This window comes from Corynebacterium tuberculostearicum (assembly GCF_013408445.1).
Classification (GTDB): Bacteria; Actinomycetota; Actinomycetes; order Mycobacteriales; family Mycobacteriaceae; genus Corynebacterium; species Corynebacterium tuberculostearicum.
Window position 1 is genome coordinate 1,097,608 of record NZ_JACBZL010000001.1, and the last position, 24,947, is coordinate 1,122,554.

The 24,947-nt window shown below is 57.1% G+C and carries 24 protein-coding genes and 1 tRNA gene; 10 read left to right on the forward strand and 15 right to left on the reverse strand.

What is annotated here, in order from left to right; translation table 11 throughout:
* Positions 1–500 precede the first annotated feature (500 nt).
* The 3 genes from BJ985_RS05180 to BJ985_RS05190 all read right to left on the reverse strand — a co-directional run bounded on the left by BJ985_RS05180 (position 501) and on the right by BJ985_RS05190 (position 3,712).
* Positions 501–1,693 (reverse strand): IS3 family transposase gene (locus BJ985_RS05180; protein WP_100067808.1). Its coding sequence is split into 2 segments (ribosomal slippage): positions 501–1,414 and positions 1,414–1,693, totalling 1,194 coding nucleotides; the frame shifts between segments, so codons are not numbered across the junction.
* Positions 1,694–1,734: 41 nt separating this feature from the next.
* Positions 1,735–2,925, reverse strand: coding sequence for a hypothetical protein (locus BJ985_RS05185; RefSeq protein ID WP_179386814.1), 1,191 nt, complete (start codon positions 2,923–2,925; stop codon positions 1,735–1,737).
* A 10-nt stretch (positions 2,926–2,935) separates the two neighbouring features.
* Positions 2,936–3,712, reverse strand: coding sequence for a DUF6270 domain-containing protein (locus BJ985_RS05190; protein ID WP_179386815.1), 777 nt, complete (start codon positions 3,710–3,712; stop codon positions 2,936–2,938).
* A gap of 72 nt (positions 3,713–3,784) precedes the next feature.
* Here BJ985_RS05190 and BJ985_RS05195 point away from each other — a divergent pair, with 72 nt between their 5' ends.
* Together BJ985_RS05195 and BJ985_RS05200 are read left to right on the forward strand one after the other, a co-directional pair.
* Positions 3,785–4,729: an ABC transporter permease gene (locus BJ985_RS05195; RefSeq protein WP_236587105.1), complete on the forward strand. Its 945-nt coding sequence runs from the start codon at positions 3,785–3,787 to the stop codon at positions 4,727–4,729.
* Complete coding sequence (locus tag BJ985_RS05200; protein ID WP_218840688.1) at positions 4,719–5,564, forward strand: ABC transporter ATP-binding protein; 846 nt, start codon at positions 4,719–4,721, stop codon at positions 5,562–5,564. Before BJ985_RS05195 ends, BJ985_RS05200 begins: the two co-directional genes overlap by 11 nt.
* Here BJ985_RS05200 and BJ985_RS05205 read toward each other — a convergent pair.
* Complete coding sequence (locus BJ985_RS05205) at positions 5,547–7,094, reverse strand: glycosyltransferase family 4 protein (RefSeq protein WP_179386816.1); 1,548 nt, start codon at positions 7,092–7,094, stop codon at positions 5,547–5,549. The genes BJ985_RS05200 and BJ985_RS05205 overlap by 18 nt on opposite strands.
* Before the next feature lie 2 nt (positions 7,095–7,096).
* Positions 7,097–8,020, reverse strand: a complete 924-nt coding sequence (locus BJ985_RS05210) for a glycosyltransferase (protein WP_179386817.1) — start codon at positions 8,018–8,020, stop codon at positions 7,097–7,099.
* Positions 8,021–8,685: 665 nt separating this feature from the next.
* On the opposite strand from BJ985_RS05210, the gene BJ985_RS05215 reads away from it, so the two are divergent.
* Positions 8,686–8,758, forward strand: a tRNA-Asn gene (locus BJ985_RS05215).
* Positions 8,759–8,769: 11 nt separating this feature from the next.
* Positions 8,770–9,726, forward strand: coding sequence for a hypothetical protein (locus tag BJ985_RS05220; protein WP_179386818.1), 957 nt, complete (start codon positions 8,770–8,772; stop codon positions 9,724–9,726).
* Positions 9,727–10,550: 824 nt separating this feature from the next.
* On the opposite strand, the gene BJ985_RS05225 is transcribed toward BJ985_RS05220, so the two are convergent.
* The 4 genes from BJ985_RS05225 to BJ985_RS05240 all read right to left on the reverse strand — a co-directional run bounded on the left by BJ985_RS05225 (position 10,551) and on the right by BJ985_RS05240 (position 14,077).
* Positions 10,551–11,216, reverse strand: a complete 666-nt coding sequence (locus BJ985_RS05225) for a DUF1707 SHOCT-like domain-containing protein (protein ID WP_179386819.1) — start codon at positions 11,214–11,216, stop codon at positions 10,551–10,553.
* Positions 11,217–11,254: 38 nt separating this feature from the next.
* Complete coding sequence (gene wecB, locus BJ985_RS05230; protein WP_179386820.1) at positions 11,255–12,436, reverse strand: non-hydrolyzing UDP-N-acetylglucosamine 2-epimerase; 1,182 nt, start codon at positions 12,434–12,436, stop codon at positions 11,255–11,257.
* Between the two features lie 86 nt (positions 12,437–12,522).
* The gene (locus BJ985_RS05235; RefSeq protein ID WP_236587106.1) at positions 12,523–13,800 is read right to left on the reverse strand and encodes an acid phosphatase; all 1,278 of its coding nucleotides are present in this window, start codon (positions 13,798–13,800) and stop codon (positions 12,523–12,525) included.
* 127 nt (positions 13,801–13,927) lie between these two features.
* The gene (locus BJ985_RS05240; protein WP_179386821.1) at positions 13,928–14,077 is read right to left on the reverse strand and encodes a hypothetical protein; all 150 of its coding nucleotides are present in this window, start codon (positions 14,075–14,077) and stop codon (positions 13,928–13,930) included.
* A 156-nt stretch (positions 14,078–14,233) separates the two neighbouring features.
* On the opposite strand from BJ985_RS05240, the gene BJ985_RS05245 reads away from it, so the two are divergent.
* Positions 14,234–14,515, forward strand: coding sequence for a hypothetical protein (locus tag BJ985_RS05245; RefSeq protein WP_005324241.1), 282 nt, complete (start codon positions 14,234–14,236; stop codon positions 14,513–14,515).
* Between the two features lie 76 nt (positions 14,516–14,591).
* Here the strand turns inward: BJ985_RS05245 and dnaG are convergent, their stop codons facing one another.
* On the reverse strand, positions 14,592–16,514 hold the full coding sequence (gene dnaG, locus BJ985_RS05250; protein WP_179386822.1) for a DNA primase: 1,923 nt from the start codon (positions 16,512–16,514) through the stop codon (positions 14,592–14,594).
* 211 nt (positions 16,515–16,725) lie between these two features.
* Between dnaG and BJ985_RS05255 the strand changes: the two genes are divergently transcribed.
* On the forward strand, positions 16,726–17,187 hold the full coding sequence (locus BJ985_RS05255) for a guanyl-specific ribonuclease (RefSeq protein WP_179387588.1): 462 nt from the start codon (positions 16,726–16,728) through the stop codon (positions 17,185–17,187).
* Between the two features lie 2 nt (positions 17,188–17,189).
* Positions 17,190–17,423 carry a barstar family protein gene (locus tag BJ985_RS05260; RefSeq protein WP_179386823.1) on the forward strand — a complete coding sequence of 78 codons (234 nt, stop codon included), beginning with the start codon at positions 17,190–17,192 and terminating at the stop codon, positions 17,421–17,423.
* A gap of 160 nt (positions 17,424–17,583) precedes the next feature.
* Here BJ985_RS05260 and BJ985_RS05265 read toward each other — a convergent pair whose 3' ends face one another.
* Together BJ985_RS05265 and BJ985_RS05270 are read right to left on the reverse strand one after the other, a co-directional pair.
* A complete protein-coding gene (locus BJ985_RS05265; protein ID WP_179386824.1) occupies positions 17,584–18,876 on the reverse strand; it encodes a deoxyguanosinetriphosphate triphosphohydrolase in 1,293 nt (430 codons plus the stop codon).
* 48 nt (positions 18,877–18,924) lie between these two features.
* Entirely contained in the window at positions 18,925–19,500 is a 576-nt protein-coding gene (locus tag BJ985_RS05270) for a YdcF family protein (protein ID WP_179386825.1), read from the reverse strand.
* Positions 19,501–19,554: 54 nt separating this feature from the next.
* Here BJ985_RS05270 and BJ985_RS05275 point away from each other — a divergent pair, with 54 nt between their 5' ends.
* Positions 19,555–21,579: a TPM domain-containing protein gene (locus tag BJ985_RS05275; RefSeq protein ID WP_179386826.1), complete on the forward strand. Its 2,025-nt coding sequence runs from the start codon at positions 19,555–19,557 to the stop codon at positions 21,577–21,579.
* A 55-nt stretch (positions 21,580–21,634) separates the two neighbouring features.
* Here BJ985_RS05275 and BJ985_RS05280 read toward each other — a convergent pair whose 3' ends face one another.
* The 3 genes from BJ985_RS05280 to BJ985_RS05290 are packed head-to-tail and all read right to left on the reverse strand — an operon-like array spanning position 21,635 to position 23,966.
* Entirely contained in the window at positions 21,635–22,075 is a 441-nt protein-coding gene (locus BJ985_RS05280) for a hypothetical protein (protein WP_179386827.1), read from the reverse strand.
* Complete coding sequence (locus BJ985_RS05285) at positions 22,075–22,584, reverse strand: hypothetical protein (RefSeq protein WP_179386828.1); 510 nt, start codon at positions 22,582–22,584, stop codon at positions 22,075–22,077. Before BJ985_RS05285 ends, BJ985_RS05280 begins: the two co-directional genes overlap by 1 nt.
* A 2-nt stretch (positions 22,585–22,586) precedes the next feature.
* Entirely contained in the window at positions 22,587–23,966 is a 1,380-nt protein-coding gene (locus BJ985_RS05290) for a glycine--tRNA ligase (protein WP_005324222.1), read from the reverse strand.
* Between the two features lie 184 nt (positions 23,967–24,150).
* Here BJ985_RS05290 and BJ985_RS05295 point away from each other — a divergent pair, with 184 nt between their 5' ends.
* Together BJ985_RS05295 and BJ985_RS05300 are read left to right on the forward strand one after the other, a co-directional pair.
* On the forward strand, positions 24,151–24,441 hold the full coding sequence (locus tag BJ985_RS05295) for an ArsR/SmtB family transcription factor (RefSeq protein WP_005324221.1): 291 nt from the start codon (positions 24,151–24,153) through the stop codon (positions 24,439–24,441).
* 70 nt (positions 24,442–24,511) lie between these two features.
* Complete coding sequence (locus BJ985_RS05300; RefSeq protein ID WP_049378544.1) at positions 24,512–24,931, forward strand: Fur family transcriptional regulator; 420 nt, start codon at positions 24,512–24,514, stop codon at positions 24,929–24,931.
* Positions 24,932–24,947 lie beyond the last annotated feature (16 nt).

Sequence of the window (24,947 nt, forward strand, 5' to 3'; positions counted from 1 at the left end):
TATTGTTTTGTACACTGCTTTGTTTAACCGATTCTCGTACGACAAATTGAGCATTGGCCAGATTATTCTCCTAGTATTGAACGGAAGACCTATTGAGGGCCCTAACTCATATTCGGAGTATCCCGCAGCAGCCCAACTGGTCATTCGATTTTCCCAATAATAGAGGTCATAGAAGCTTGCTAGCGACGGGGAGACTGAATCTAGCTGCGTATAAGCTATGTACTCCTCCATCTCTGCGACAAGGCGAGAATTGGAGGAAAATTTACTCGTCGTAAACTTTTCGGCTAGAATTTCGCCGTTTACTGGACTTTCAGTCCTATCTCTATAAAAGACTGTGCCGATTTCACCACCGATCCCAAAAAGGACTACGGATTCTTTGGGGAAGTTCTGCCACATAGTTTTGGCTAAAGCCGGAAAACGAGCCCAAGTAGGAAACGATCGTTTGTACGCGGAAGCAAACTTGGGCCTGACCCCCGGAAAGTGGACACGTCGGGGGTTAGCTATGCTGCTCTAGTCAGTGTAGCTGAATTCTCGGCTTCAAAGACGTCAGGAGCTGAAAGATTGCACCAGGAGTGCCGTCGGCGTGTGTTGTAGCGCATGCACCACCGGAAGACTTCTTGGCGGCAGGAGATCGGATTGTCAAAGACTTTCCTGTCACGCAAGATTTCCCGCTTGAGCGTGGCGTTAAACGATTCTGCTAGGGCGTTATCAGCACTCGTTCCTACCGCTCCCATAGACTGGCGCACACCCAACGACGAGCAATAGTTCCTAAAGGCTTGTGAGGTGTACACGCTGCCGTGATCAGAATGGAAAATTGCCCCTTTAAGGCTTCCGCGGACTTTCCTGGCATGGGACAAAGCTTCGATAACCAGTGATACCCGCATGTGATCGGCGAGTGCATGTCCGACAAGTTTGCGCGAGTAGACGTCGATGACCGTGGCCAGGTACATGTTCTTGCCGCCCTTACACGGCAGGTACGTAATGTCGCCTACATAGACGTGGTTTGGCCTGTCAGCTGTGAATCTGCGGCCTACTAGATCTGGCATGACGCGGTGACCAGGCTTACGCCTGGTAGTGACGCATCGGCGGCGTTTGGTAAAGCCTTTAAGTCCCATGGATTTCATGATTCGTGCGACTTTCTTGTGATTTATCGGGCCAAAGCTCGTATCGGCTTTAAGGCTTGCAGCGATGCGTTTAGCACCATAAAGCCCGTATTCATCATCGAAGATGGTCTTGATTCTTGCACCAATAAGAGCATCCGAACACGTCTTTAACCTGCGTTCTTCGCGGGTTTGCACCCATTTGTAGAACGAGGAGCGATTGAGCTTTAACACCTGGCACATCCGCTTAACCGAGAATTCGGTTCGGTGGTCATAGACAAACTGGAAGCGGATCACCAGTGAGTCTCTTCGGCAAAATATTTCGCGGCCTTGCGCAGGATGTCACGTTCTTCGCGCAGCTTTGCGTTCTCTTTTTCTAACTGGCGGATCCGTTCGGAATCATTCGCTGCTTGGACCTTGTCGCGCATGCTTTTTGTGCGGGCACGTTTGCCGGTGCCGTACTTCTTGATCCAAGAATGCAGCGAGGCACGGTTGATACCGAGCTCTGCTGATGCTGAGTTCAGTGAGAGGTCCTCATTGTTTTCGTAGAGGGCCACGGCATCGCGTTTGAACTGTTCGGAGTACCTGGACATGGTGGTAGATTACCTTTCTTCCAGCCCGACTGGGCTGGATATCAGGTGTCCACCAAACAGGGGTCAGGTCCCTTTCCCTCAAAAATGAACGGTTCCACTTTCACTACCTTGTGTTGCAGACCAGACAGCAAAGCTAGGAAATTGGCTCCTTGGAGATCATTGATCCCTAAAGGATCCTTTCTCTCCGCGAAAATGTAGGTCATAGCTTTCGTGAAGTGTTTTTGGAAAAGATCAATGCATGACAACAGAACTACCAAAGAATCTTGGCCTGAGGTCAAAGCGAGATAGGTTTTATCAGAGGAATTGAGCCACGCCGAAGTCTGCACCCTAAGCTCACCAATCAGAATGCGAGCGACCTCTTTTGGCGAATATTCTGCTGATACTCGGTGCTTTTCCAATGGGAAAATGCGGGAGTGCAGGGCCCTTTCTCCGTCAAAAGACAGCACACAATTAGCACTTACTAGGTCGGTGCAATCATGCGGCGTAATGCGGCCTGGCAACCATTTTCCCGCAGCACTCACATAGTCAGGATTTGAAAGAACCCAATATGCTCGCTTCCTCGAGAATTCTTCTATCTCTCTAGCGACCAACGCAGAATGCGATGCAGCGAAAAGTTGTTTATTTCTGACGGTCCAGTAACAACTTCTGCTTGCCATTGCATCTACGTGAATACGCCACTGGTCATCACGCCCGGCGATAAGGACGAACCGGCCCCCTAGCCACAGGACGTACTCATCAATCGCATCGAGGCTATTTCCAGACAATATTAGATCAGCAATACGGTCAGCGATGAGGTCACTATCAGATATTCCTTCTTCCGAGTCGATAGCAACCCCCAGCACGGCAACTGAGACTCCACGTTTCTGGGCCAATGCAACAGGAAGGTTTTCTTCAACCCGAAGGCGCCCCTCACCTAGAGCCAGCTCTTTCCAACGCGGTGAAGGCGGTGGTTGAAGAAACCCTTGGTTGCTGAACTCGTATCCACGCGAAAAAGCCCGCACTTCCCCGCTATTGCCAGACCTTCGCCGATTCTCTCCCACCGCAGCGTCTGACAACCCGCGCCAAGCTCTTTGCAGGGTGGATTTCGCGTTTTCGTCCAAATCCGGTCCGAGAAAGCGAGTACCCACAGTCGCCTCGACTCTGGAACGCCCCCGATATACTCGCGCTCTAATACCGTGCGGGATTTGACGAGCTCCCTTCAGCAAGGAAGCCAGCAAACCTTCTAGTTTCATATCTATGCCGCTAATTCCTAGTCTGGTGTACTGATTTCTTAATCTCGTACTCCATCGAAGCATACGCCGAACGAGTGAAGTGGAATGGTGCATTTCCCCACTTATGGTTCTCGTCAGCTACTGTGCCGTCGATCCTTGACACAGTAATCCCCAGTCTTTCTAGAACCACGTAATATTTACGGAACATCTCATTGTACTGCGAGGCAGATAAACCACGTATCCGGCCAGTCTTCTTATTGTCTGAGCGATACTCGGCCCATTCCGGTGCCAAGACTAGGCATTTTTGCTTCAAACCAAGAAAATCCAAAAACTCAGTAAATAAAGCTGCAGCCCCCTGCCAACGCTGGAAGTGCTCGGCGGACCCGAAAGGAATCTTTCTGGCCGTTTTCAGGATTTGGGGCACGCCCTCCAGCCGCCTAAGTTCCGCGCTATTGGTAGCAATGCTCCCATCTGGAAACTCCCAAACCCCGGTCCGTTCAACGACCAAGTCCCAGACAAAAACATCAATACCGTTTTTCTTCGATATTTCGCGCATGAGGTTTCCCGACAAATCACTCTCTAACATGCGCTGCTGGAAAGAGCTTTTCAGTTTGAAATCAGGAATATTGGATTTCGCGTCTGAGCCCACGGAAAGTAGAGACTGACGTGCCACATAGCGGAGCACTTTGAAGTCGGTGTGCTTAGCGAACTCAACAGTGTCCCGACTCACACACCCACCAAAAATAAAGGTACGGACAGGCGTGGCTTCTCCTTTGGAAGATGCCGGCTCAAAGTTTCCTAACTGCATACGATGATTCTAGACTATCCTCAGTGACAGTTTAGACCGTAACTACAGAGCAATCATCACAGTGGAGAAATTGTGGAATCACAATTGAACAACGACAGCGACAGTGCTCCCGAGGGGACCAACGCAAAACAAGAAAAGCCCAAGCGCGTTAAAAACGCTAGTTTCCGCAACTTGGAGCTCGTTGACGATTCCCAGTTATTTAACCTACAGAGCCGAGATAACCTAGCGTCTTATACTCGTCGTCTTCTTGACCGCCGACATTTCATCTTGGCTTATGCACGCAGTAAATCGCTTAGCCGAGGTAGAAATATGTTCCTCGGACGCGCTTGGCTTATCCTTCAACCGATCCTAGACGTGGCAGTTTATGCTTTCATTTTCGGCTACGTTCTTCACGTTTCCAGGGGAATGGACAATTTCATTGGATTCCTAACAATCGGTGTAATTTACCTCAAGTTCGCAACCGGCGGCTTATCAGCTGGCACTTCCATCATCCGTGGCTCAAAGGGGTTGATTAGCAGTTTTAACTTCCCCACAGCAGCCATCCCCATTTCGACGACCATTAAGCAAATGATCGACCATGCAATCCCCGCCATGGTTGCGATAATAGGCGCACTTCTTTTTCAGCTCGATAAAGGAGTTTCTTGGACCATCATTCTAGTGGTTCCCTTGTATTTCTTAATCCATTGCTTCTCGCTCGGTTGCATGTTCATTGTGGGACGAGCTACAGCATTTATTCCCGATCTAAAGTCAGTAGTGGGAATCATCAATCGAGGTCTCTTTTTCATCTCGGGTGTATTCTTCGATCTGAGCAAATTTGATAAAAATCCCCATATTCAAGCAATCATGCAAGCTAATCCCATTTACCAGTTTCTTACCGCAGTGCGGCAGCTGGTTTTGGACGGTGAGGTACCGCCCTTAGGCACTTGGCTGTATATTGCAGCTTGGTCATTCGGGCTATTGATTATTGGATACTTCTACTTTTGGCAAGCCGAGGAAAGGTACGCAGTTGTCAAATAACCCAACGGTTGTCGCTCGTAATCTCAAGAAGTCTTACTACCTTAATCGCTCCGGTTCTGAGCATGTTTTATCCAAAAAACTTTCGAAGCATACTGTGGAAGCAGTAAAAGACGTTAGCTTTGTAGCTTATTCTGGAGAATCGATCGGCATCCTGGGTAAAAACGGCTCCGGGAAGTCAACCCTTCTACGAATGATTGCTGGGTCATCAAAGCCCGATTCCGGCGACGTGTTTGTTTCCTCCCAGCCCACCTTGCTCGGCGTCGGGGCGGCTCTCCAATCAAATTTAAGCGGTCGCCAAAATATCAATTTAGGACTCTTGGCAATGGGGCTAACCCCAGCGGAATCTTCGAAGCTCGTGGATCCGATCATCGATTGGGCGGATCTCCGATCCGCAATCGATCGTCCCTTAAAGACTTATTCGTCGGGCATGAAATCTCGCCTGACTTTTGCGATCTCTACAGCAGTTCGGCGCGAGCTACTACTAATTGACGAAGCCCTTTCCACCGGAGATTCCACGTTCAAAGCTAAGGCTAAGGATCGTATGGACGAGTTTCTCGCTGGATCCGGAACAGTCTTTCTCGTATCTCATGGTGCCGCGACAATTCAAACGCACTGCACTCGTGCCATATGGCTGCACGAAGGCGACATGATTGCTGACGGAGATGCGGAAACTGTAACTACAACTTACCGTGTCTGGGGAAATAGAGTTAGTACGGGAAAACTTGAAGAAGCTGACCGCATCATCAAGCGGCAGCGGAAGGCGTTTAAACCGCACAAAATCCTACTGGATTCTGAGGCCGCAAAGTTTTTGACTCATTCATCTTCCCCTCAGTAGCTCTAAGTACAGCCCCTCCAAGATGTGCGCATTCCGCTCCCATGATCGCTTCTTGGCCCATTCTTCAAGCTCCCGAGGATTCACGCTGAGTTCCCCCTGCCGGACTAAATCAACTGATTTGGCAAGCGCGGAGGGGTTATCCGGTTCAACTTCAACCATTAATCCACCGGTGATTTCCTTTAACGCTGGTAGGTCAGTTCCGATTACCGGTACCCCGCAGGCCATAGCCTGTAGCGGCTTAAGCGGAGTGACCTTCCTACAAACTTCAACGTCTCGCCGCGGTACCACGAACACATCCAAAGCAGCGTACCAAAGGTGAATATCAGAGGCCGGCTGCTTACCAGCGAAGACAACCCGATCGTTCAATTCAAGCTCATCGACCAAGTCTTCAAGCCCTGGTCGAGCCACTCCATCTCCGACGATAATGAGAGTTGCGTCTGAAATCTCCTCCATCGCAGTTATAGCAATGTCCAGCCCTTCGTAATCCACGACTGAGGTAATTGCACCGATTAAGAACTCGTCGCCTAGGCCCAATCGTTTTCGGGCGTGTGCTTTGTCAATATGAGTTTTAAGCTGATTGGCTTCCAAAGCGTTCGGAACGACCTTGATTTTCGATTCTGGAACGCCTCGACGCGTTAGGTCCCCTTTCGACACCTCACTTAACGCTATTACTTGATTTGCAGCCATCATCGCCGCTGTTTCGGCCTGGCGCGCTAATTCAAAAAACTCCGAGCTGCGGCGTTTTTCTGGGTCTGGTGACTGCGAAGCCCACGTGCTCTCGGGCTCGCCTCGGACCTCATAGATCCATGGGACGTCAAGTAGAGCGGCTGCGCGAGCCACCACGCGTGCGTTTGTGTACGGGGTGGTGGTGTGAAGTATGTTTACTTGCTTTTCCCTCGCGAGTCTTACCAGTTGGCGTACGGCCAGATCCTCCTGGCGAGTAATAGAAAACGGAGCAAATACGGAGCCCAACACGAAATATTCGAGACCATCGTTGACAAAATATGGACCATGATGGAATCTACCGATATTCTCTGGATATCCGTAGCGCGTACAAGCAAACGCTTCTACTCCCCTTGCCCTTAAACTCTTGAATAGTGCTTTAGACCGAAGCGTGTATCCAGATTGGGTATAGGGCAATGCATTCGTGAAATGAAACAGTACCCGCGGGGCGGCTGCGCTACCGCTGCGTTCAACTGCTCCCTCAAAGCATTCAACTGACTGGAGTTGCAGAAGTTTCCCGCGGAGATATCTCTCAAACGAAAACGTCAATGGCCTAAGGAATCGCGACTTTTTCAGCTGTTTTATCGCCCTACTCAATTCCCCGGCCTCGGCGGTCTCGTACCCAGGGCTCCTCATTGCCGAAAGTACAAAGTGCGCCCCCTTCACACATGCTCGGGCTACCTTGGACTCTGAGTTTAGGCGCACGAATTCAACCATTTGATTCGAAAATCGCACAGGATCCTGTACAAGTCCCACAACATTGATGGACCAAAATTTGATGACCGAGCGACCAATTCCAGCAGGCATGCTTATGGCTCCATCTGCTTCAAGAACTTAGCAATCAAGCCGGGCACAACGTTGTTCCGTTCGTTCTCAACCCAATGTCGAGCTCTTTCGCTCGCCTTGAGAGATAATTCGCCCTGAGCTAAGGCACACCATAGGTTCGCTAGAGCTTCCGGCGACTCGGGAGGAACCGCATAACCGGCTTCCAACGACTCGATCAACCTGACTGATTCCCCGGCTACAACACCTGTAATTGGCACCCCATACTCCATGAGCTCGAACAGTTTAGAGGGAACAGTTCTTTCTAATGGCTTCCAATCAGTTAAATGGACAAGCGCGGTATCTGCCCAGTCGTAATAGTCTGAGATGGAGTCAGCTGACTTCCGCTTAATGAAAGCTGCGGGAACTTTTCTTTGCTTTGCGTAGTCTTTCACTGACATGCGAGCATCTCCTGCGCCCACGAACTTTAGCTCAATCGGCACTCCGCGATCCGCCGCGATCACCGCTGCATCAATCACGTTTTGAAGTCGTTGAGCGCGACCTATAGTGCCGGCATATAGCACCTTTAGAGGTCCTTCCCCTGAGTCTGGAGCCTTCTTCTGCCCCAATCCCCCTCGGGGAAAAACATTCCGGATGGTGACCATATTGCTCAAAAGTGTTGAGTTCTTCCGCAACTGAGGTCGACTCTGAAAATCTAACTTCAAATCATCTGCTGTGAAAATGACACCATGGGCTTTCCCCAAGACATAATAAAGTGTCCTAGCAACCACAAAACTAACGAACTGAATCGGCCCTCTACTCAAGATTTTTTGCTTTAGCGAGGCACTCTTGACCCCCTTATTCCACTCACTTGAATAGGCTAAGAGGTCAGGCCAGGCGTCCCTTAAGTCGATAGCCAATTTCGCCCCTGAGATTTTAGCTGCTGCAAAGGCGACCACGGCGGTTGGCAAAGCCGGCACTGTACCTATAACCAAGTCAGGCTTCCAAGATTTCCGAATTCCGAACTCAACTATTACTGCGTAGAGAGACCCCAGAGCGATGCCCGCTTGACCGATCGCACGCTGGATCAATGAGCCACCACACGGGATAAACCCACTCCGGATGACTAAATCTACAGCGTTACTCTTTGCTACCTCCGTTCGAGGATGGAAGAGAGACGCGCTCCACCAATGACTCATAGAGGTTCGTCGAACAGATGCCGGCGGAGGAGCAACAACCCTGACCTCGTGGTCTTGAGATTTTAGAATACTAGCGATCCATTCCCAGCGACGCTGCGGCACGTTACTCTCTGGCGACCAATACTGCGAAATGATGAGGATCCGCAATTTTCTCTCTTTCGTTAGTACCAAATCCGTCGCTCTCTAGCGCCAACAGCATACTGAGCCGCTATTCCTAGATTACTGGTTCCCATAGAACTAGTCTTCTTACCTACCATTTTTACACAGGGGCCCCAGTGTGTGGAGTCCTGGCCCTTTCCTGCCGCGTTCCCGCCACATACGAACAACAAATTCAGCCATTTTGCCGCTGTGTACTGCTAATTTGTTGAAACGGCAGGAACCCTATATAGTTATTTCTCGTTGCACAGAGAACACAAAGTTCGCCGTACAACGAATATTCCTCCATAGCTCAGTTGGCAGAGCATTCGACTGTTAATCGAAGGGTCACTGGTTCGAGCCCAGTTGGAGGAGCAAATAGCCTGGTGGAGTTATCCATCAGGCTTTTACTTTTAGCTTGCTTCTCTCTAGGAATCCTCTCACTTCTCATGCTCACCCGCCGCGATAATTTCTCTCCTCATCATAAGTTCGATTCATTGCTGGACTTTTACTCATCCTTCCCCCCCCTTGACGGGGTTTCCACGATTGGATACGGCCAAGGAGAGCTCGATATCAAAGTCGTTAACCGCGGTTCGGATACTACTCTCGTCTTATTCCACGCAGCTATCTACCGGCGAAAAGTCAAACACTACCCACTTTTTTCGGGACAACGGATCACCCGCGATCTGAATGCTAATCTCATATTTGTCTCCGATCCTTCTCTGGCCCTCGGATTAGATCTCGGCTGGTTTGCTGGTAGCCGAACTCAGTGGTTACAAGCTGATCTCCCGGGGATATTGCGGCATGTCTCATATGCATTTGGATGGGACCAGAAAATGATATTTTTTGGTGCTTCAGGAGGAGGTTTCGCGTCCCTCTATTATTCTTGGCATTTCCCTGGTTCTACAGCCATTGCCGTAAACCCACAGACAAATATCGCCGAATACACCTCTGATCCGGTCGAAACATACGCCAATATTGCCTGGGATGTTCCCGACATTGAATCTTCACCAATTACTTTTGATTTGCGGTCTTTATACTCTCATGGCTTTCCCAACCGCGTTATCTTCCTCCAAAATACCTTCGACGGACTGCACAGAGACAGGCACCTAGCACCGTGGTTACGGGCGACCCCCGCACCCGACAAAAATATGTGGCTATTAATGGGCCGCTGGGGGCGCGGTCACACCCCTCCTGAATCCGCTCTTCTGAAGCAGGTCTTAGAAGCTTCTGTCTCGCCGTCCACGTCTCCGTTGGAGACGCTGGGGTTCGAACAGGCTCCGCCCAGAAATAGGCCTAAAACTTGGCACAAAGCTCTGAAACAAAACGGCTCGACCTCATAGCCGGTCTAAGGCTCCGTTTCCTGAGAAATAGAATCGTCAAGTGCCAACTTGGCTGCTTTCCTAAATCCGGCGATCCAGCACTCTAATTCCCGATTCTGGGAACCTCGTTCCTATACTGATTCGACTGGGTAAATATCACATACTCACTAATGATATAAACAGGTCTGAAATCTTACACAGTGGCATCCCTCGCCATAAAACGGCTGGCTGGGAGCCGGATCATTAAAGCAGTTAAAGAAGCCGCTCGGCGGTGTTTCCTCTAGTCTCGAGCGTTCCATTAAGGATGCTGCTGATTTCCAAACCCGTCAGGGGCGACGACGAAACTGCAACTGGTGACCAGGGTTTTGCGCCGGCCGAAAGATTTTGCACCGAAGAGGTACTAACCTAAATTGAACTGAACCAAATCTGCATAAATCGAGCAGACATTTCTGTTAGCGTTTCCGATATCAGAAATAAAGTCGGCAACGCCTTGTCTGCACGGGGGACACGAGCTATCTCCACCGATTTTCTGTAAATCCTGGCTACGGCGCCAGATACATCTTCGGAGTAGGAGTGGGGCTCACAGGAACGAGAAAAAGGCCGTTAGGTTTGCAACAGGTTGCTAACTCACACGGCCGACTACTGTTGCAGATGCTTTCGCCGTTATCTAAAGCTGCGCAGCAGCTGATTTGTTGTTCGAGTTTTCTCTCCGCAAGGAAAGCGCTCCCTGTACTAGGCAGATCAGGCAAAGGCATTGAGAGCACGTCCGAAAGAAATACCACCACGCTTCAGATGTGACCCAGGTCAGCCGGCGATATGCTGGCGGGGTCGACAAATAGTAATAGCTATTCTCCGTAGCGGCGCCCCACGTGAACGTCTACGCCACCAAAGAGGCTGTAGCAGTTGACGATGATTTCGGGTGCGTCCACTGGAAGGTCATTCGGATGTATGGCGCCGTGCTCGACCTTCAGGTCATGCCCACCAAAAAGGCCAAAGCCACCCACGCGGACGCGGAAGCCCTCTGGGATGTAGACATCGGCACCACCGAAAACTCCTACCGCATTGATGGTGGTCGTGCGGTTACGAAGAGCCACGCCGGTCAGGTCAATGTCAACACCGCCGAAGGCTCCAATAGCTGTCAGGGTACGGGCTACTGCCCCGCCATTGACCGTGGAGCCACCGAAGATGCCCAGAGCCAGGGATTGCGGCTGTCCTACCGAAGGCTGAATCTGCTTCATCGCCTGCTCAACTTTGGCTATGGCGTTGGATTCTTGGTGGCCGGAGTAAGCTTTGGTGACCTGGCTATGGGCACCAAAGAGGACTTTTTCCGGGCTTTCCGCAAGGTCAGCGAGGGGCTTGATCAGCTCGCCACGCGTTGTGGCGCTCTCACAATCGGCCGAACGCTTTTCAAATTCAGTGAGGTCAATCTGACCTGCCGACAGCGCATCCCCGAGGATGTCTGCGGCCTTCATACGCTCTTGGTGGTTACAACGGATCTCCAGCGGTTTCATACTTTTATAATATCCGCTATAGCCACCATTCGCGCGGCTTATTCCTCACTTTGAGGGGACTTGGAGGTATCGATCTCCGGACGGAAGTCAGCTTCCCGCTCGCCAACTCCGGTTAGCTCGGCAATAGCCGCTACAGCGCGCTGCGCACCCTTGCCATCGCCATAGGGGTTGACTGCGTTGGCCATGGCGTCGAATGCGGCGGCGTCGGAAAGCAAAAGCTTAGCCTCAGCCACGATGAGCTCACGGTTGGTGCCCACCAGCTTTACGGTGCCGGCAACGACGGCCTCGGGGCGCTCGGTATTTTGGCGCATAACCAGGACTGGCTTGCCTAGCGCAGGAGCCTCTTCCTGGACTCCGCCGGAGTCAGTCAAGATGATGGTCGCGCGGTTTTGCAGCTGCGTGAACTGGTCATAAGGCAGCGGATCCGTGATGATGATATTCGGCAGGTGCTCGACCTCCGGCAGGACGGCCTCGCGCACCTTGGGATTCAGGTGCAGCGGCAAGGCAAAGTTGATCTCTGGATAGGCTTCTGCCAGATCCTTGACCGCGCCACCGATTTCCTTCATAGCCTCAAGGTTCTCGCGGCGATGGGTGGTAACTACGACAAGCCGCTTATCGGAATCTGCGGCTTCCTGCAGGGCAGGGTCCGCGAACTTCGTGTCCCACGAGGCTGCTTCCAAAAGCGCGTCAATGACAGTATTACCAGTGACCACGATGTCCTTGGAACGAACGTTCTCGCGGCGCAGGTTCTCCATAGACCCTTCGGTAGGGGCCAGGTGGAGCTCGGCTACCTGGCCGATGAGCTTACGGTTAGCCTCTTCTGGGAACGGCGAGTGGATATCGCCGGTGCGCAGGCCCGCCTCCAGGTGCACAATCTTTACGCCGCGGTGGAATCCCGCGAGCGCTGCGGCCATGGCGGTAGAGGTATCGCCCTGGGAGATGATGACGTCTGGTTGTTCCTCTTCAATGATGGAGTCCAGTCCGGCAATCGCACGGGAGACGATCTCATTGAGGCCTTGACCCGGCTTCATAAGGCCGAGGTCATGCTTCGGGGAAATACCAAACATGGTGTTGACCTGCTCCAGCATCTCTTTGTGCTGTCCGGTAGAAACCGGAATGGATTCAAAGCGCTCATCTTTATCCAGCGCCTTGATCACAGGGGCAACCTTGATAGCCTCCGGGCGGGTGCCATAGATGGTCATTACCTTGGGCTTAGTCATTACTCATTTCCTTTTGGTTGATGGGGATACTTCTTTATTGAACCATGTGCGGGAGCGTTGTACCCCCACGCGGCTTGTTGGAATCGTTAGCCGCTGACACTCACGCCGCCGTCTGGGGTGATGGTCACCGTGGCCGCCATGGCGCGGGCTAGGTCGAGGCGTTGCCACGAGCCTCCCTCTGACTGCCAATCCAATGGATTGCCGGCTGGGCGCGCGGTCTGGCGGAGGACCTCGGCACGCTGATCCCAGGTCAGTTCTGGGTGGGACGCTGCTAGCAGCACTGGGGCGGCCTGCGGGACGACCATCGCAGCGTCGGTGCGGTAACGTGGGGCGAAGTCATAGTCCATGAGCTTGGAATACTGCTCCACCGCATCCTCTGTGGACCGATAGTCGGTACCCTCTGCCCTATCCTGGGCCACCAATTCTTCTACCGTTTTGCCGGTGCGCCACTTAATTTCCTTGCGCACTTCCATCGAGGCTTGCCAGAGAGCATGGCGCATGCGCTTGTCATTCAAGCGGTCAGCCGCGGCGGCTTGGCCAGTCATGCGGCCGCCGATGACATCCAGCGGGTAATGCACTCCTAGGACCACGCGGTGGTTGCCGGCCTCCGCGCCCCGCAGCATGAGCTGTGGACCTACCTCAGGCAGCATGAAGGACATCAGCGTGGTAATCCACGTTGCCTGATTGGTATGGCCCGAAGGGAAGGCTGGCGAGGTGGGGTAAAGATCCTTGGAGCCATCGTCAAAGCGCTTAATCGCCTGCGGCGCGCGCTGGTACGGGCGTTGATAGTTGAAGTAGTACTTCTCAGACATCGTGGAATTGGCCAGTCCACCTGCGCGGGCCGCATAGCCATTTCCTAGGAGGTATTCGGTCTTGGGCAGGCGGTGCTCGGCCAAGGCGGCGCGGAAGGCATCGCCTAGGTTCTTGCCCATCGAGTCAGAAACCGCGTTGAGCACGCTGGTGGAGCTGGCCTTGGCATCGGACTGCGCGCGGCGGATCAAAGCGGAGTCACCGGCTGCGGCGTTATTGATAGCCACGGCCTTGTCCATATTTTCTTGGCGGATTTCTGGTTGGGCCTTGATGTGATCAAAAAGCTGGACTACCTGCCAGTAGTTGCCAAACTGATAAGAGGAAACATCGGATTCAAAGCCCGCGATATAATCCGTGCTAAACGGCTCTGGAACCGGGGCGCCGGGGTGCTGGACTGGGGCCGGACCGGTGGTCTGCTGGGTGACAGGCTCACGCAGCTGGGGCACGGCTACGGGAAGGGCTGTGGCCGACGGTGCGAGGGCTATAGTCAGCCCAGTAGCCGCACACAGGGCGAGCCCACGGACTGCGGGGCGAAGATTATTCCGATAGTTCAACGTAGAAACCTTTAACTAGCATCAAATTCCCACGAATAATATCTAGCTAAAGTTAAGGGGAAGTGAACGCTACGCTAAACTCGCATGCACAATCGTGGATTGGCGGGTAGACCTTTGCGGTCACCGCTCAGCACTCTTCAGGCCAATTGGGGCCTTGGTGCGCCGCGGCGGCATCCGGTTGGTGGCCGGAAGATTCCGCAGAAATGCTCGCGGTAAAAAGCGCGGCCAGCGCTACTGCTGAGGCCGCCGCCGAATCCCTGCGCTTGTTATTTTCCACACACTTAAGCTAGCGCGTATTCCGCGCCATGAAAAGCGCTAGTCCAATGCGGGGCTAGCGCTACCCCTCACTCGTGGCTGGCGGCGCGCGGCAAGGCTTCGCGGTAGGCTGGTGGGGAACTTTTACTCGCACAGAAATAAGGGGACACGCTAGATAATGATCCAATTCGTCTTCGGCGCCGCAGCAGGATACGTTTTTGGCACTAAGGCTGGCCGCAAGCGCTACCACCAGATCAAGGGCGCCTACGAAAAGGCCGTCAACTCCCCCGTGACTAAGTCCGCCGTCACCTCGGCACGCAAGGCGGTGGCTAATCGCCTGGACCCGGAACCGCGCATGCGTGAGGTTCGCGATTTGTCCTCCAAGCGCAAGGGCAAGGGCCGGCTGCGCGGATCGCAGGTGGATAATGCGGACCGCATTTATGAACCTGATGAGGACTAGGGCGGTAGCAATCTAGCCTTTCGGCCTCCTCCCCCTCAGCGCGCACCTTATTTGGGTTCGTGCCGAGGGGAGATTTTTATGCCTGGGGAGGCGTGCCGCGGAAGGCGCGGTCATTGAGCTCGCGGCGGGCCTGCTCGAGGGCAACGAGGTCGGCGAAGAGCGAGTTATAGCTGGCCTCATCATCAGAGGGGCGCATGCGGCCGAGGCGAGCTTTGAGCTGGGCGATCTGATCGCCCACCACGGTTTCTTGCAGGCGGGAAAGGACGGAGTCGGCGTATTTTTCGGGGCCGACGTCGGTAGGCAGGATTGCTTCTACGGCGAGCTCGGAGACGAAATTGCGGCCGGTGAGATCCTGCATCTCGCCGGCTACCGCGGCAATCCATTCCACGGCGGGCATGGACGCACCCTGGGCGGCGCCGCCGGCGGTGGAAATAGCCTGGCGGACGAGGCGGTAGGCGTCGTTAGTATAGGCGTCGGCAGTAATGCCATCGAAGTACGAGCCTGCCACCTGCGGCATCTGCAAGGCTAGCTTGAGGGCCTCGCGCTGTGGCCACAGGTGGGTTTCCTTGGGGCTCGGCGGATGGATCATCGGCACGTCCTGTTGCGCCGGCTGCTGCTTCGCGTTATCGAAGCGGCGGATGGTGGGTTTTTCGGCCTTTTTGGGCTTGCGCGCCTCCGCGCGGACCTGCTGGAGAACCTCCTCCGGATTGGCCCAACCCACCCAACCGGCAAGGCGGCGGGCGTACTCGCGCTGCAAGGGCTGATCGCGGATCTGCGCGACCACGGGGACTGCGCGGCGCAGGGCCTGCAGGCGCCCCTCCGCGGTATCGATGCGGTACTCCGCGATGACGGATTGAATGACGAACTCGAACATGGGGATGCGGTCCGCGATGAGCTCGCGCACGGCGGCGTCGCCCTTCTGCAGGCGCAGATCGCACGGGTCCATGCCGTCTGGCGCCACGGAGACGAAGGACTGGCCGGTGAATTTCTGCTCACCGTCAAAAGCGCGCATGGCGGCCTTCTGCCCTGCCTCATCGCCGTCGAAGGTATAGATGAGCTCGCCGTTGAAGTAGGAATCATCCAGCATCAGTCGGCGCAGCACCTGGAGGTGCTCCCCGCCAAAGGCGGTGCCGCACGATGCCACTGCGGTCTTCACACCGGCGGCGTACATGGCCATGACGTCCGTATAGCCCTCGACCACCACTGCCTGGTGGTTATCGGCAATATTGCGCTTGGCCAGATCGAGACCGAAGAGCACCTTGGACTTGTGATAGAGCATGGTCTCGGGGGTGTTCATGTACTTGCCGAGCTTGTCGTCGTCGAAAAGCTTGCGGGCGCCAAAGCCAATGACGTTGCCGGAAAGGTCCTTGATGGGCCACAGCAGGCGGCGGTGGAAGCGGTCAATGGGGCCGCGCTTGCCCATCTTGGAAATGCCGGCCGCCTCCAGTTCCTCGAAGGAAAAGCCCAAGCGCAACAGGTGCTTAGTGGCGGTATCCCACCCCTCCGGCGCATAGCCGCACTCAAAGTCATAGATGACCTCGCGGGAAAAGCCGCGATCCAGCAGAAAATCGCGCGCGGTAGCCGCCTGCGGCGTCTCCAATTGCTGACGGTAGAACTCGTGCGCGGCCTTATTCGCAGCGATGAGGCGCTGACGCGTGCCGGGCTTCTCATTGCGCGCGCCTGTGGAACCGCCCTGGTAGTTAATGTGGTAGCCAATCTTCTGCGCTACCGCTTCCACCGCTTCTGGGAAGGAAACCTGCTCCATTTCCATCAGGAAGCTAAAGACATCGCCGCCCTTGCCGGTGGAAAAGCAGTGATAGTAGCCGCGCTGCGGGCGTACGTGGAAGGACGGGGTCTTTTCATCTTTGAAGGGGCTCAGGCCCTTCAGCGAATCATGTCCGGCGGGCTTGAGCTGAACGTACTCGCCCACGATTTCTTCTAAAGGCGCGCGTTCACGGATAGCTTGGATGTCGCTGTCCGGAATTCTGCCTTTTGCCATGCGTACAGACTACCCCGCGCGCGGCGGGAATGTTCAAATGGCTTGGCCAGGATGGTGTGGTGCCTGTGGGTTCACGGTTTGGGCGGAAATTACCCTCTGATGGGGTGTATTCCGCATGCCTTTACCTACCCCCGTGACGGGGGAATTTTTGGCCTTGTTGGGAGCGCCGGCCGATTTCGGTATTCACCGCTGCACCTGCAAGAATAAAGGTATGTCCAAGTCCCAAGCGTCCAAGAAATCGCTCCCGGTAGCCCTCGGCGGCCTTGCGCTTGCCGTCGTTGCTGGCTACTTCGGCTTCGACCTCGGCGGCAATGATGATTCCTCTGCTTCTTCGCCGTCTGAGTCCGCAGGTGGCGCTAAGGCTGGCGACGCCGATACCTGCGAGATGTCCTCCCTCCCCGCCGAGGCGAAGGACACCGCGGGCGATATCTTGGCCGGTGGACCCTATGACTACCCGGATAATGACAACGCCCGCTTTGGCAACTACGAGGGACGCCTGCCGCAGCAGGACAAGAATTACTACCGCGAATACACGGTAGAAACCCCGGGCAGCAAGAACCGCGGCGCCCGCCGCATCATCACCGGCGGCGGCAGCGAGACCGACCCGGACGTGTGGTACTACACCGATGACCACTATGAAAGCTTCTGTTCTATCCCAGACGCGGAGGAGTAATCATGCAACGCATCCTCATTACTGAGCACATCCGCACCCGCGCGGACTTCTTCAACGCGCTAGGCCGCACTCGCGGCTGCGAAGATTGTGGGCCACGCAACCTCGATGGCCTCGCGGACTTCCTACGCGAGCAGCGCACCAGCGTCATCATTGCCTCCAATATGGATATCGAAGGCGAGGACCTAGCGGCGGTAGCTAGCGTGCTCGAGGACCAAGGTGCCGCGTTGGTGCGCTAGCGACTCAGGCCCTGGGGCTGGAGCGGGAGCTGAGGAGTTAGGTCCATAGATTTGAGGCCGAATTGAGGGTTGTGAGCTCTCAATTCGGCCTTTTCGCGCTCAGATCGGCCTGATGAGTATCGACCTAACTCTAGCGCGGTGCTGGGTGGGTGAGCCAGGTTTAGCTGAGGAACCCCGAAAGCTCCGCACTCCTGCGGGCCAAGCGCTCCAGGCGGGACTCTGTCATGGAGGCAATCTGGTCGATGATGGCGCGGTCGCGGGCTGCGTCGGTATCGGCCTGCTCCCACCACAGGCGGAAGGTGGCATCGAGGGAGCCGGGGGCGCCGGCTACCAGGTAGTCGTAGACGCGGTAGATGCGCTCGCGCTGGCGGTCTTGGCGTGCGAGGTGGGCGGGCTCGTCCATGACGTAGAGGACGGCGATGGTTTTCAGCAGCTTGACCTCTGCTTCGGCTTGCTTGGGCACGATGAGGTCGCCGTGCATGCGGCCAAGGCTATTGGAGGCGATGAGTTCGGCATTGGCCTCGCTGGTGGCGCCAACCGTCGCGCCCACATAGCGGCCGACGAGCTCGGAGGTCATCTTCTTCAGGTTGGCGTAGTCGCGTAAGGAATAGTCAAAGTCGCCGATGGCGTTGATGACGCTTAAGTTGCGCAGGCTATCGGCTGCTTCTAGAAGCTCGTCGGCGGTGCCGCCGAAGGCCTTGGCGCCCTTTTCTGCTAGTTGGGCCAGTTCCACCAAGTCCCAAAGCACGTTCAAAGAGATGCGCCGGGAGATGATGCCATCTTCCACGTCGTGCACGGAGTAGGCGATGTCATCGGACCAGTCCATGACCTGGGCCTCGATGCACTTGCGGTTATCGGTATGACCCTCGCGCAGCCAGTCCAAAAGGTGCGCATCCTCGTCATAGGCGCCGTACTTGCGGTTGGTGGTGCCATCCGGGTTGGTCTTGGTCCACGGGTATTTGCAGGCGCCGTCGAGGGCCGCGCGGGTGAGATTGAGTCCAAAGCTCTGTGGCTCACCGCGGGCATCGTCCACGATGACCTTCGGCTCCAGGCGGGTGAGGATACGCAAGGTTTGGGCGTTGCCCTCGAAGCCGTTGAGGGCAACCTCATTGAGCGCATTCTCGCCGTTGTGGCCATAGGGCGGGTGGCCGATGTCATGGGTCAGGCCGGCCATATCGCAGAGATCGGGATCGAGGCCCAGCCCGGAGCCGATGCTGCGCGCGATTTGGCCGACCTCCAGGGAGTGGGTCAGCCGGGTGCGCGGGGTATCGCCGTCGCGCGGGCCGACGACCTGCGTTTTATCCGCTAGCCGGCGCAGCGCGGCCGAGTGCAGCACGCGGGCGCGATCGCGGGCGAAGAGCCCGCGGTGCTCTTCCACGGGGTGGAAGGCTGAGCCCTTCGGCTTTTCATCGGCCAGGCGGGCGAAGTCGGCGGCGGAATAAGAATAGGACACGGCCTCAAGCTTATTCCGCCAACAGGCCTTGTGGGTGAGCAACGTGGCTTAAGCGCGGTCGTCTTCCTGCTGAATCGTCTGATGCCGCAGCTTTTGATTGGGCCGCAGCACTTGTTCCACGCGGTAGAAACCATTGCGCAGCGCCGCGGCGCCGCGCGGCGGTAACAGGCCGGCCACCAGCGCGTAGGCCACGCCACCGGTTTCGTGGGCGAGGTAGCGCCACCAAGGGGCGGAAAAGCGCGCGGCCGGGTAGTACGGCGTGCCGGAGACGGTGGCCGTGATGCCCTCTTGGCGGGCGATGAGTGCGGTGCGCAGGCGGTGGAGGGGATCGGTGATGATGGTGGCGTCGGAAAGCGCGAAGGCTTCCTTGACCGCGCACAGGGAGCTGCGGGTATCCATCCCCTCTTCCACCGCGTGCACGGTCAGGTGCGGGAAGTGCTCGCGCAGGTAGCTGCGGCCAACACCGGCCTCAGTAAACCTATCCCCGGGCAGCTTGCCGCCCACGGTAATGACCTCCAGTCCTTCGGCGGTGGCGAGCTCACCAGCGTGGCGCAGGCGGCCGGCCAAGATCCGGGAGGGGCGGCCATCGTATTGGGCGGTTCCTAAAACAATTGCGTACTTCACTGCCCCACTACACTACCTGCCGGAAAGCTAGGGGGAGCCGGTAAAGTGGTGGGCATGAATTTGAGTGCACGTTTGGGCCGCGCGGCCATTGCCGCTTTCATTTTGGGCTGCACCTCTATCGGTGCGGGGTCTGCCTTTGCCGCCGAGACCACCACGGTGGCGCAGGGCGCCGGTACGGCGACCCTCACGGAGAAGGTCACCGATGAAGCCGGCGTATTAAGCACGCAAGAAAAGGCCGAGCTCAGGGAGAAGATCGGCCAGCTGCAAAAAGAGGAGCACTTAACGCTATTTGTCTACATCACTGATGAGTTGGGTACGGATCCAGAAACCTTTGCCGCAGCGACGGTCAAGGACAAGGGGCCTAATTCCGCGGTCTATGCGCTATCCATCAATGACCGCAAGATGGGCGTGCAGACCGGCAAGGATTGGCCCAAGGGCCGACTCGACCAGATGTATGACGCCGCCTATGACAAGCTCGCCAGCGATGAATACGGTGCTTCGGCCCTCGCGCTTGCCGACGCCGCCCTAGGCAACTCCTCCAGCAACTCCGCCTCCGATTCCTCTGGCCTAGCGTGGCTGGGCGGTGGCGCGGCCGCCATCGTCGCCGCCGGTGGCGGAATCATGTACTACTCCCGCCGCACTACCAAGAAGAATAATGCGCAGACGCTGGAGTCGGCCCGCGAAATTGGCCCGGGCGATACCGATCAGCTGGGCCGCCTGCCACTGGAGACCTTGGACCAGCTGGCGCAGGAGGAGCTGGTCTCTACCGATGAGTCCATCCGCCGCGGCAAGGAGGAGCTCAATATCGCGCTCTCCGAGTTCGGCCCAGAGCGCGTACGCCCGTTTACCAAGGCCATGAACCACTCCACTTCTACCCTGCAAAAGGCCTTCCACCTGCGCCAGCGCCTGGATGATGCCGTGCCGGAGTCCCCGGCCGAGCGCCGCCAAATGCTGGTAGAAATCGTCTCCTCCTGCGGCCAGGCCGATGACGCCCTCGACGCGCAGGCCGAGGAGTTTGCCAAGATGCGCGACTTGCTCATCCACTCCGATGAAAAGCTGGACGAGCTCACCCAGCGCACCGTGGGCCTGCGCGCCCGCCTGCCGGAGGCCGAGTCCACGCTGGCCGGCTTGAAGTCCAACTATGACGAGCACGTGCTCTCCTCCATTGCCGATAACCCCGAGCTTGCCGCCGCTTCCCTCGATGAGGCCGAAAAACTGCTCGACAAGGCCCGCGGGGTCCAGGCCCAGCCGGCCGGCCAGCAGGGTCCGCTGGTCGGTCTGATTCGCGATATCGAGCACGCCTGCGAGATGACGGATCGCCTCATTTCCGGCGTGGAGAACGCCGAGGAAAATATCGCCACCGCCCGTGGCAACCTCGAGGCGCTTATCGCCGAGGTCGAGGGCGAGATCAACGAGGCCCGCGAGCTCGAGCGCCAAGGAAAGGCCCAGGGAACCACCGCGGATTGGGACAAGCTCGAGGATCTGCTCGGCCGCGCCGGCACCGCGGTGAACGACGCCAAGGCCCACGGCCAGCAGGACCCGCTGGGCCAGCACACCGCGCTGACCTCCATCGATACCGAGCTGGATGAGGCGCTCGACCGCGTGCGCGAGAAGACCTCCACGCACGCGCGCCAGCTAGACCTCTTCCGCCAGCAGATTTCCGTAGCGGAATCCAATATCCAGGCCGCAGAAGACCTCATTTCCTCCCGCGGTCGCATCATCGGCTCGGGTGCGCGCACCGCGTTTGCCGACGCCAAACGCCTCCACGCCCAAGCCCTCCACACCGAGCGCAGCGATATCCGCGCCGCGCTGCAGTCCTCCCGCGAGGCGGTGGCCGCCGCCCAGGCGGCGCTACAGCGCGCCAAGGATGACATGGACGAGCACCGTCGCCGCCAGCAGCGCCAACAGATGGGCAATGCCGCCGGCAATGTCGTGACCGGTATGGTTCTTGGCCAAATGCTCAGCGGCGGCCGCGGGTTCGGCGGTGGATTCGGGGGCGGCGGCTTCGGCGGAGGAAGCTTTGGCGGCGGCGGCTTCGGCGGTGGCGGTGGAGGCGGCTTCCGCGGCGGTTCCTTCTAGCACCCGCCGAATCGGCGCACCACCGGCCCGGCTCCCCTACTCCGCAGGTGACGGGCTAGGTGCGCAGGGTGCGCGGGGTGGCGTCGAGAAGCGCGCAGGCGTAGCTCAAGAATATGGCGTCGAGCTCCGGCAGCTCGCCCACGCTCACGCGGAGGCCATCGCCGGCCGGCGCGGTGCTGGCAACCTCGGCGCCTGTGCCGCGGGCCACGATGCGGCGCTCGCGGCGGAAGGGGTTGCGGCGCTCGAGAAGGTACTCGCGGTCGGCGCAGGTCGCGCGCAGGCGGGTGACGGTAATCCCGGCCTGGGTGACCGAGAAGTCCTCGCCCGCGGCGGTCTGCGCGCGCAGGAAGAACCGCGGGGAGGAAGAATCCAGCGAGGATTCTAAGGTGAGGCGCTCGCCGGCCGTGGTGGCAAGCACACCGTCGCGCACGGAGGCAAGCTCGTGCCCCTCGGCGTTGGTGAGAGCGCCCGCGCGCCAGGTCCACTGGATAGGCATTAGAGGACGAATAGTGCGACGAGGGCGACGATGGATGCCAGGACCAAGGCGATGATCCACGCCCAGGCTTTGCCCTGGGTATTGGCATCCAGGATGACGCGGGTAAACCAGCTCAGGCCGGCGATTTCCGCGCTGGTCAGGCCCTCGGCATCGTGCTCGAATTCAAGGATGGCCTTGCGCACGCCGGAATTGCGGGCGGTAAACTGCCCTACCTTTTCGTCATCGACGTCATCGATGATCCAGTCGCCGCTGTTTTCGTTGATGAAGGTGAAGGTACGGCCGTTGAGCGATGCCTCTAGGCGCTTGTCGCGGCCGGGGCGGCCGGCGAGGCGGTAAATGGAGCCGTCGGCAAGTGTGGCAGAGGCGCCAAGGTCACTGACCTCGGTACGCCAGAAGTGGCCGTCCACCTCCGCGGAATGCTCCGAGAATACGCCCAGCTGCTCCGGGCCTTCCTCGGCCAAGAGCACGGGCTTTGCGCGGTCGGAGCGATCCCAGCTGGTGTAATGCATTACTAGCACCCAATCAGGCGGGCGGCGAGGTAAGCCTCGAGGTCATCGAGCTTCACGCGCTCCTGCTCCATGGTGTCGCGCTCGCGCACGGTCACGGCATCGTCCTCGAGGGTGTCGAAGTCGAAGGTGACGCAGAACGGGGTGCCGATCTCATCCTGGCGGCGGTAGCGGCGGCCGATGGCACCGGAGACGTCAAAGTCCACGTTCCAGTGTGCGCGCAGCTTATCGGCCAGCTTGCGGGCCGGCTCGGAAAGCTCTTCCTTCTTGGACAGCGGCAGGACGGCCACCTTGATCGGTGCCAGGCGGCGGTCCAGGCGCAGGACCACGCGCTTATCGGTGCCGCCCTTGGCGTTGGGAGCCTCTTCCTCGTCGTAGGCATCCACCAGGAAGGCCATCATGGAACGGCCCAGGCCGGCGGCCGGCTCGATAACGTACGGGATCCAGCGCTCCTCGTTGGCCTGGTCATAGTAGGACAGATCCTCGCCCGAGCCCTTGGCGTGAACGGACAGGTCATAGTCCGTGCGGTTGGCCACGCCTTCCAGCTCGCCCCACTTGGAGCCCTTGAAACCAAAGGCGTACTCCACGTCCACGGTGCGCTTGGAGTAGTGGGAGAGCTTTTCCTTCGGGTGCTCGTACAGGCGCAGGTTTTCTTCCTTGATGCCTAGGTCCACGTACCAGTTATAGCGGTCATCAATCCAGTACTGGTGCCACTCTTCGTCCTCGCCCGGCTTGACGAAGAACTCCATTTCCATCTGCTCAAACTCGCGGGTGCGGAAGATGAAGTTGCCCGGGGTGATCTCGTTACGGAAGGACTTGCCGATGTTCGCGATGCCAAACGGCGGCTTCATGCGCGAGGAGGTCATCACGTTCTTGAAGTTGACGAAGATGCCCTGTGCGGTCTCCGGGCGCAGGTAGTGCAGGCCCTGCTCATCGTCCACCGGTCCGAGGAAGGTCTTGAGCAGGCCGGAGAAGGCCTTCGGTTCGGTCCAGTCGCCCGGCTGGCCGGTTTCTGGGTCATTGATGTCTGCCAGGCCGTTTTCCGGCTCGTGGCCGTGCTTTTCCTCGTAGGCCTCAATCAGGTGGTCGGCGCGGTAGCGCTTGCCGGTGTGGCGGGATTCCACCAGCGGGTCAGAAAAGACCTCGACGTGACCGGAGGATACCCAGACCTGACGCGGCTGGATGACGGAGGTATCTACGCCCACGACGTCTGCGCGGGACTGCACCATGTGGCGCCACCACTGGCGCTTGATGTTTTCCTTGAGCTCTACACCAAGAGGGCCGTAGTCCCACGCGGAGCGGGAACCGCCGTAAATTTCACCTGCCTGGTAGACCAAGCCGCGGCGCTTACACAGGTTTACAACGGTATCGATGACGGATGCCATTAGTTTTCGGACTCCTCTGGTAGGGGACAGTCTTGACAATCTCGTTCAGTCTAACCCGAAGCGCTTCCCGGCGGTGGGATTGGGGCATGAATTTAATCTGAAATAAATACAACGTATTGCAAGTATCGGGTAATATAAGGGTAACCGACAGGTAATAGGTATTTAATTGAAGGTGACATTCCCTATGACGACCACTTACAAGGCCCCAAATACTTCTGCGGCTGCCGGCGTTATCGCTGCCCTTGATTCGCCCCTACGCATCGCAATCATCTCCCGCTTGGCCGAGCGCGATCACTTTGTCCATGAGCTGGTCAAGGCCACCGGCAAGTCCCAGCCCCTTATCAGCCAGCACCTGCGCGTGCTCAAGCAGGCAGGCATCGTGGACTCCGAGCGCAGCGGCCGCGAGGTAACCTACTCGCTCATTGCGCCGCGGGTTTTGGACCTGCTTGCCGACGCCGCCAAGATCGCCTCCTAGCCCCTCCCCTCCTGCATAAAAAGCCGCCTGACTGTGCAGTTATTGAAAAAGCACTGATAATATTGCGGTCATGGCTTTACACGACAGTATTCCCAAACTAGGCGCGCGCAATACCAAACAGCGCACCGCAGTCGTCGAGGTGCTCCGGGAAATGGAGAAATTCTCCTCCGCTAAGGAGATCTACCACGAGCTTCAAGAGCGCGAGGAGAAGGTGGGCCTGACCACCGTGTACCGCACCCTGCAGTCCCTGACCGATATCGATGCAGTGGACGCGCTCCACATGCCCAATGGCGAAACCCTCTACCGCCACTGCGAGACCGACGCCCATCACCACCACTTGGTATGCACCAAGTGTGGCCGCACCGAGGAGATCGACGGCGGCCCGATTGAAAAGTGGGCCACCTCCGTAGCGAAGGACTATGGCTTCGAGCTCACCGGCCACGATGCCGAGGTCTTTGGCATCTGCAGCGACTGCGCCGCCTCCGCCTAAACGGCCGCACGCCCTC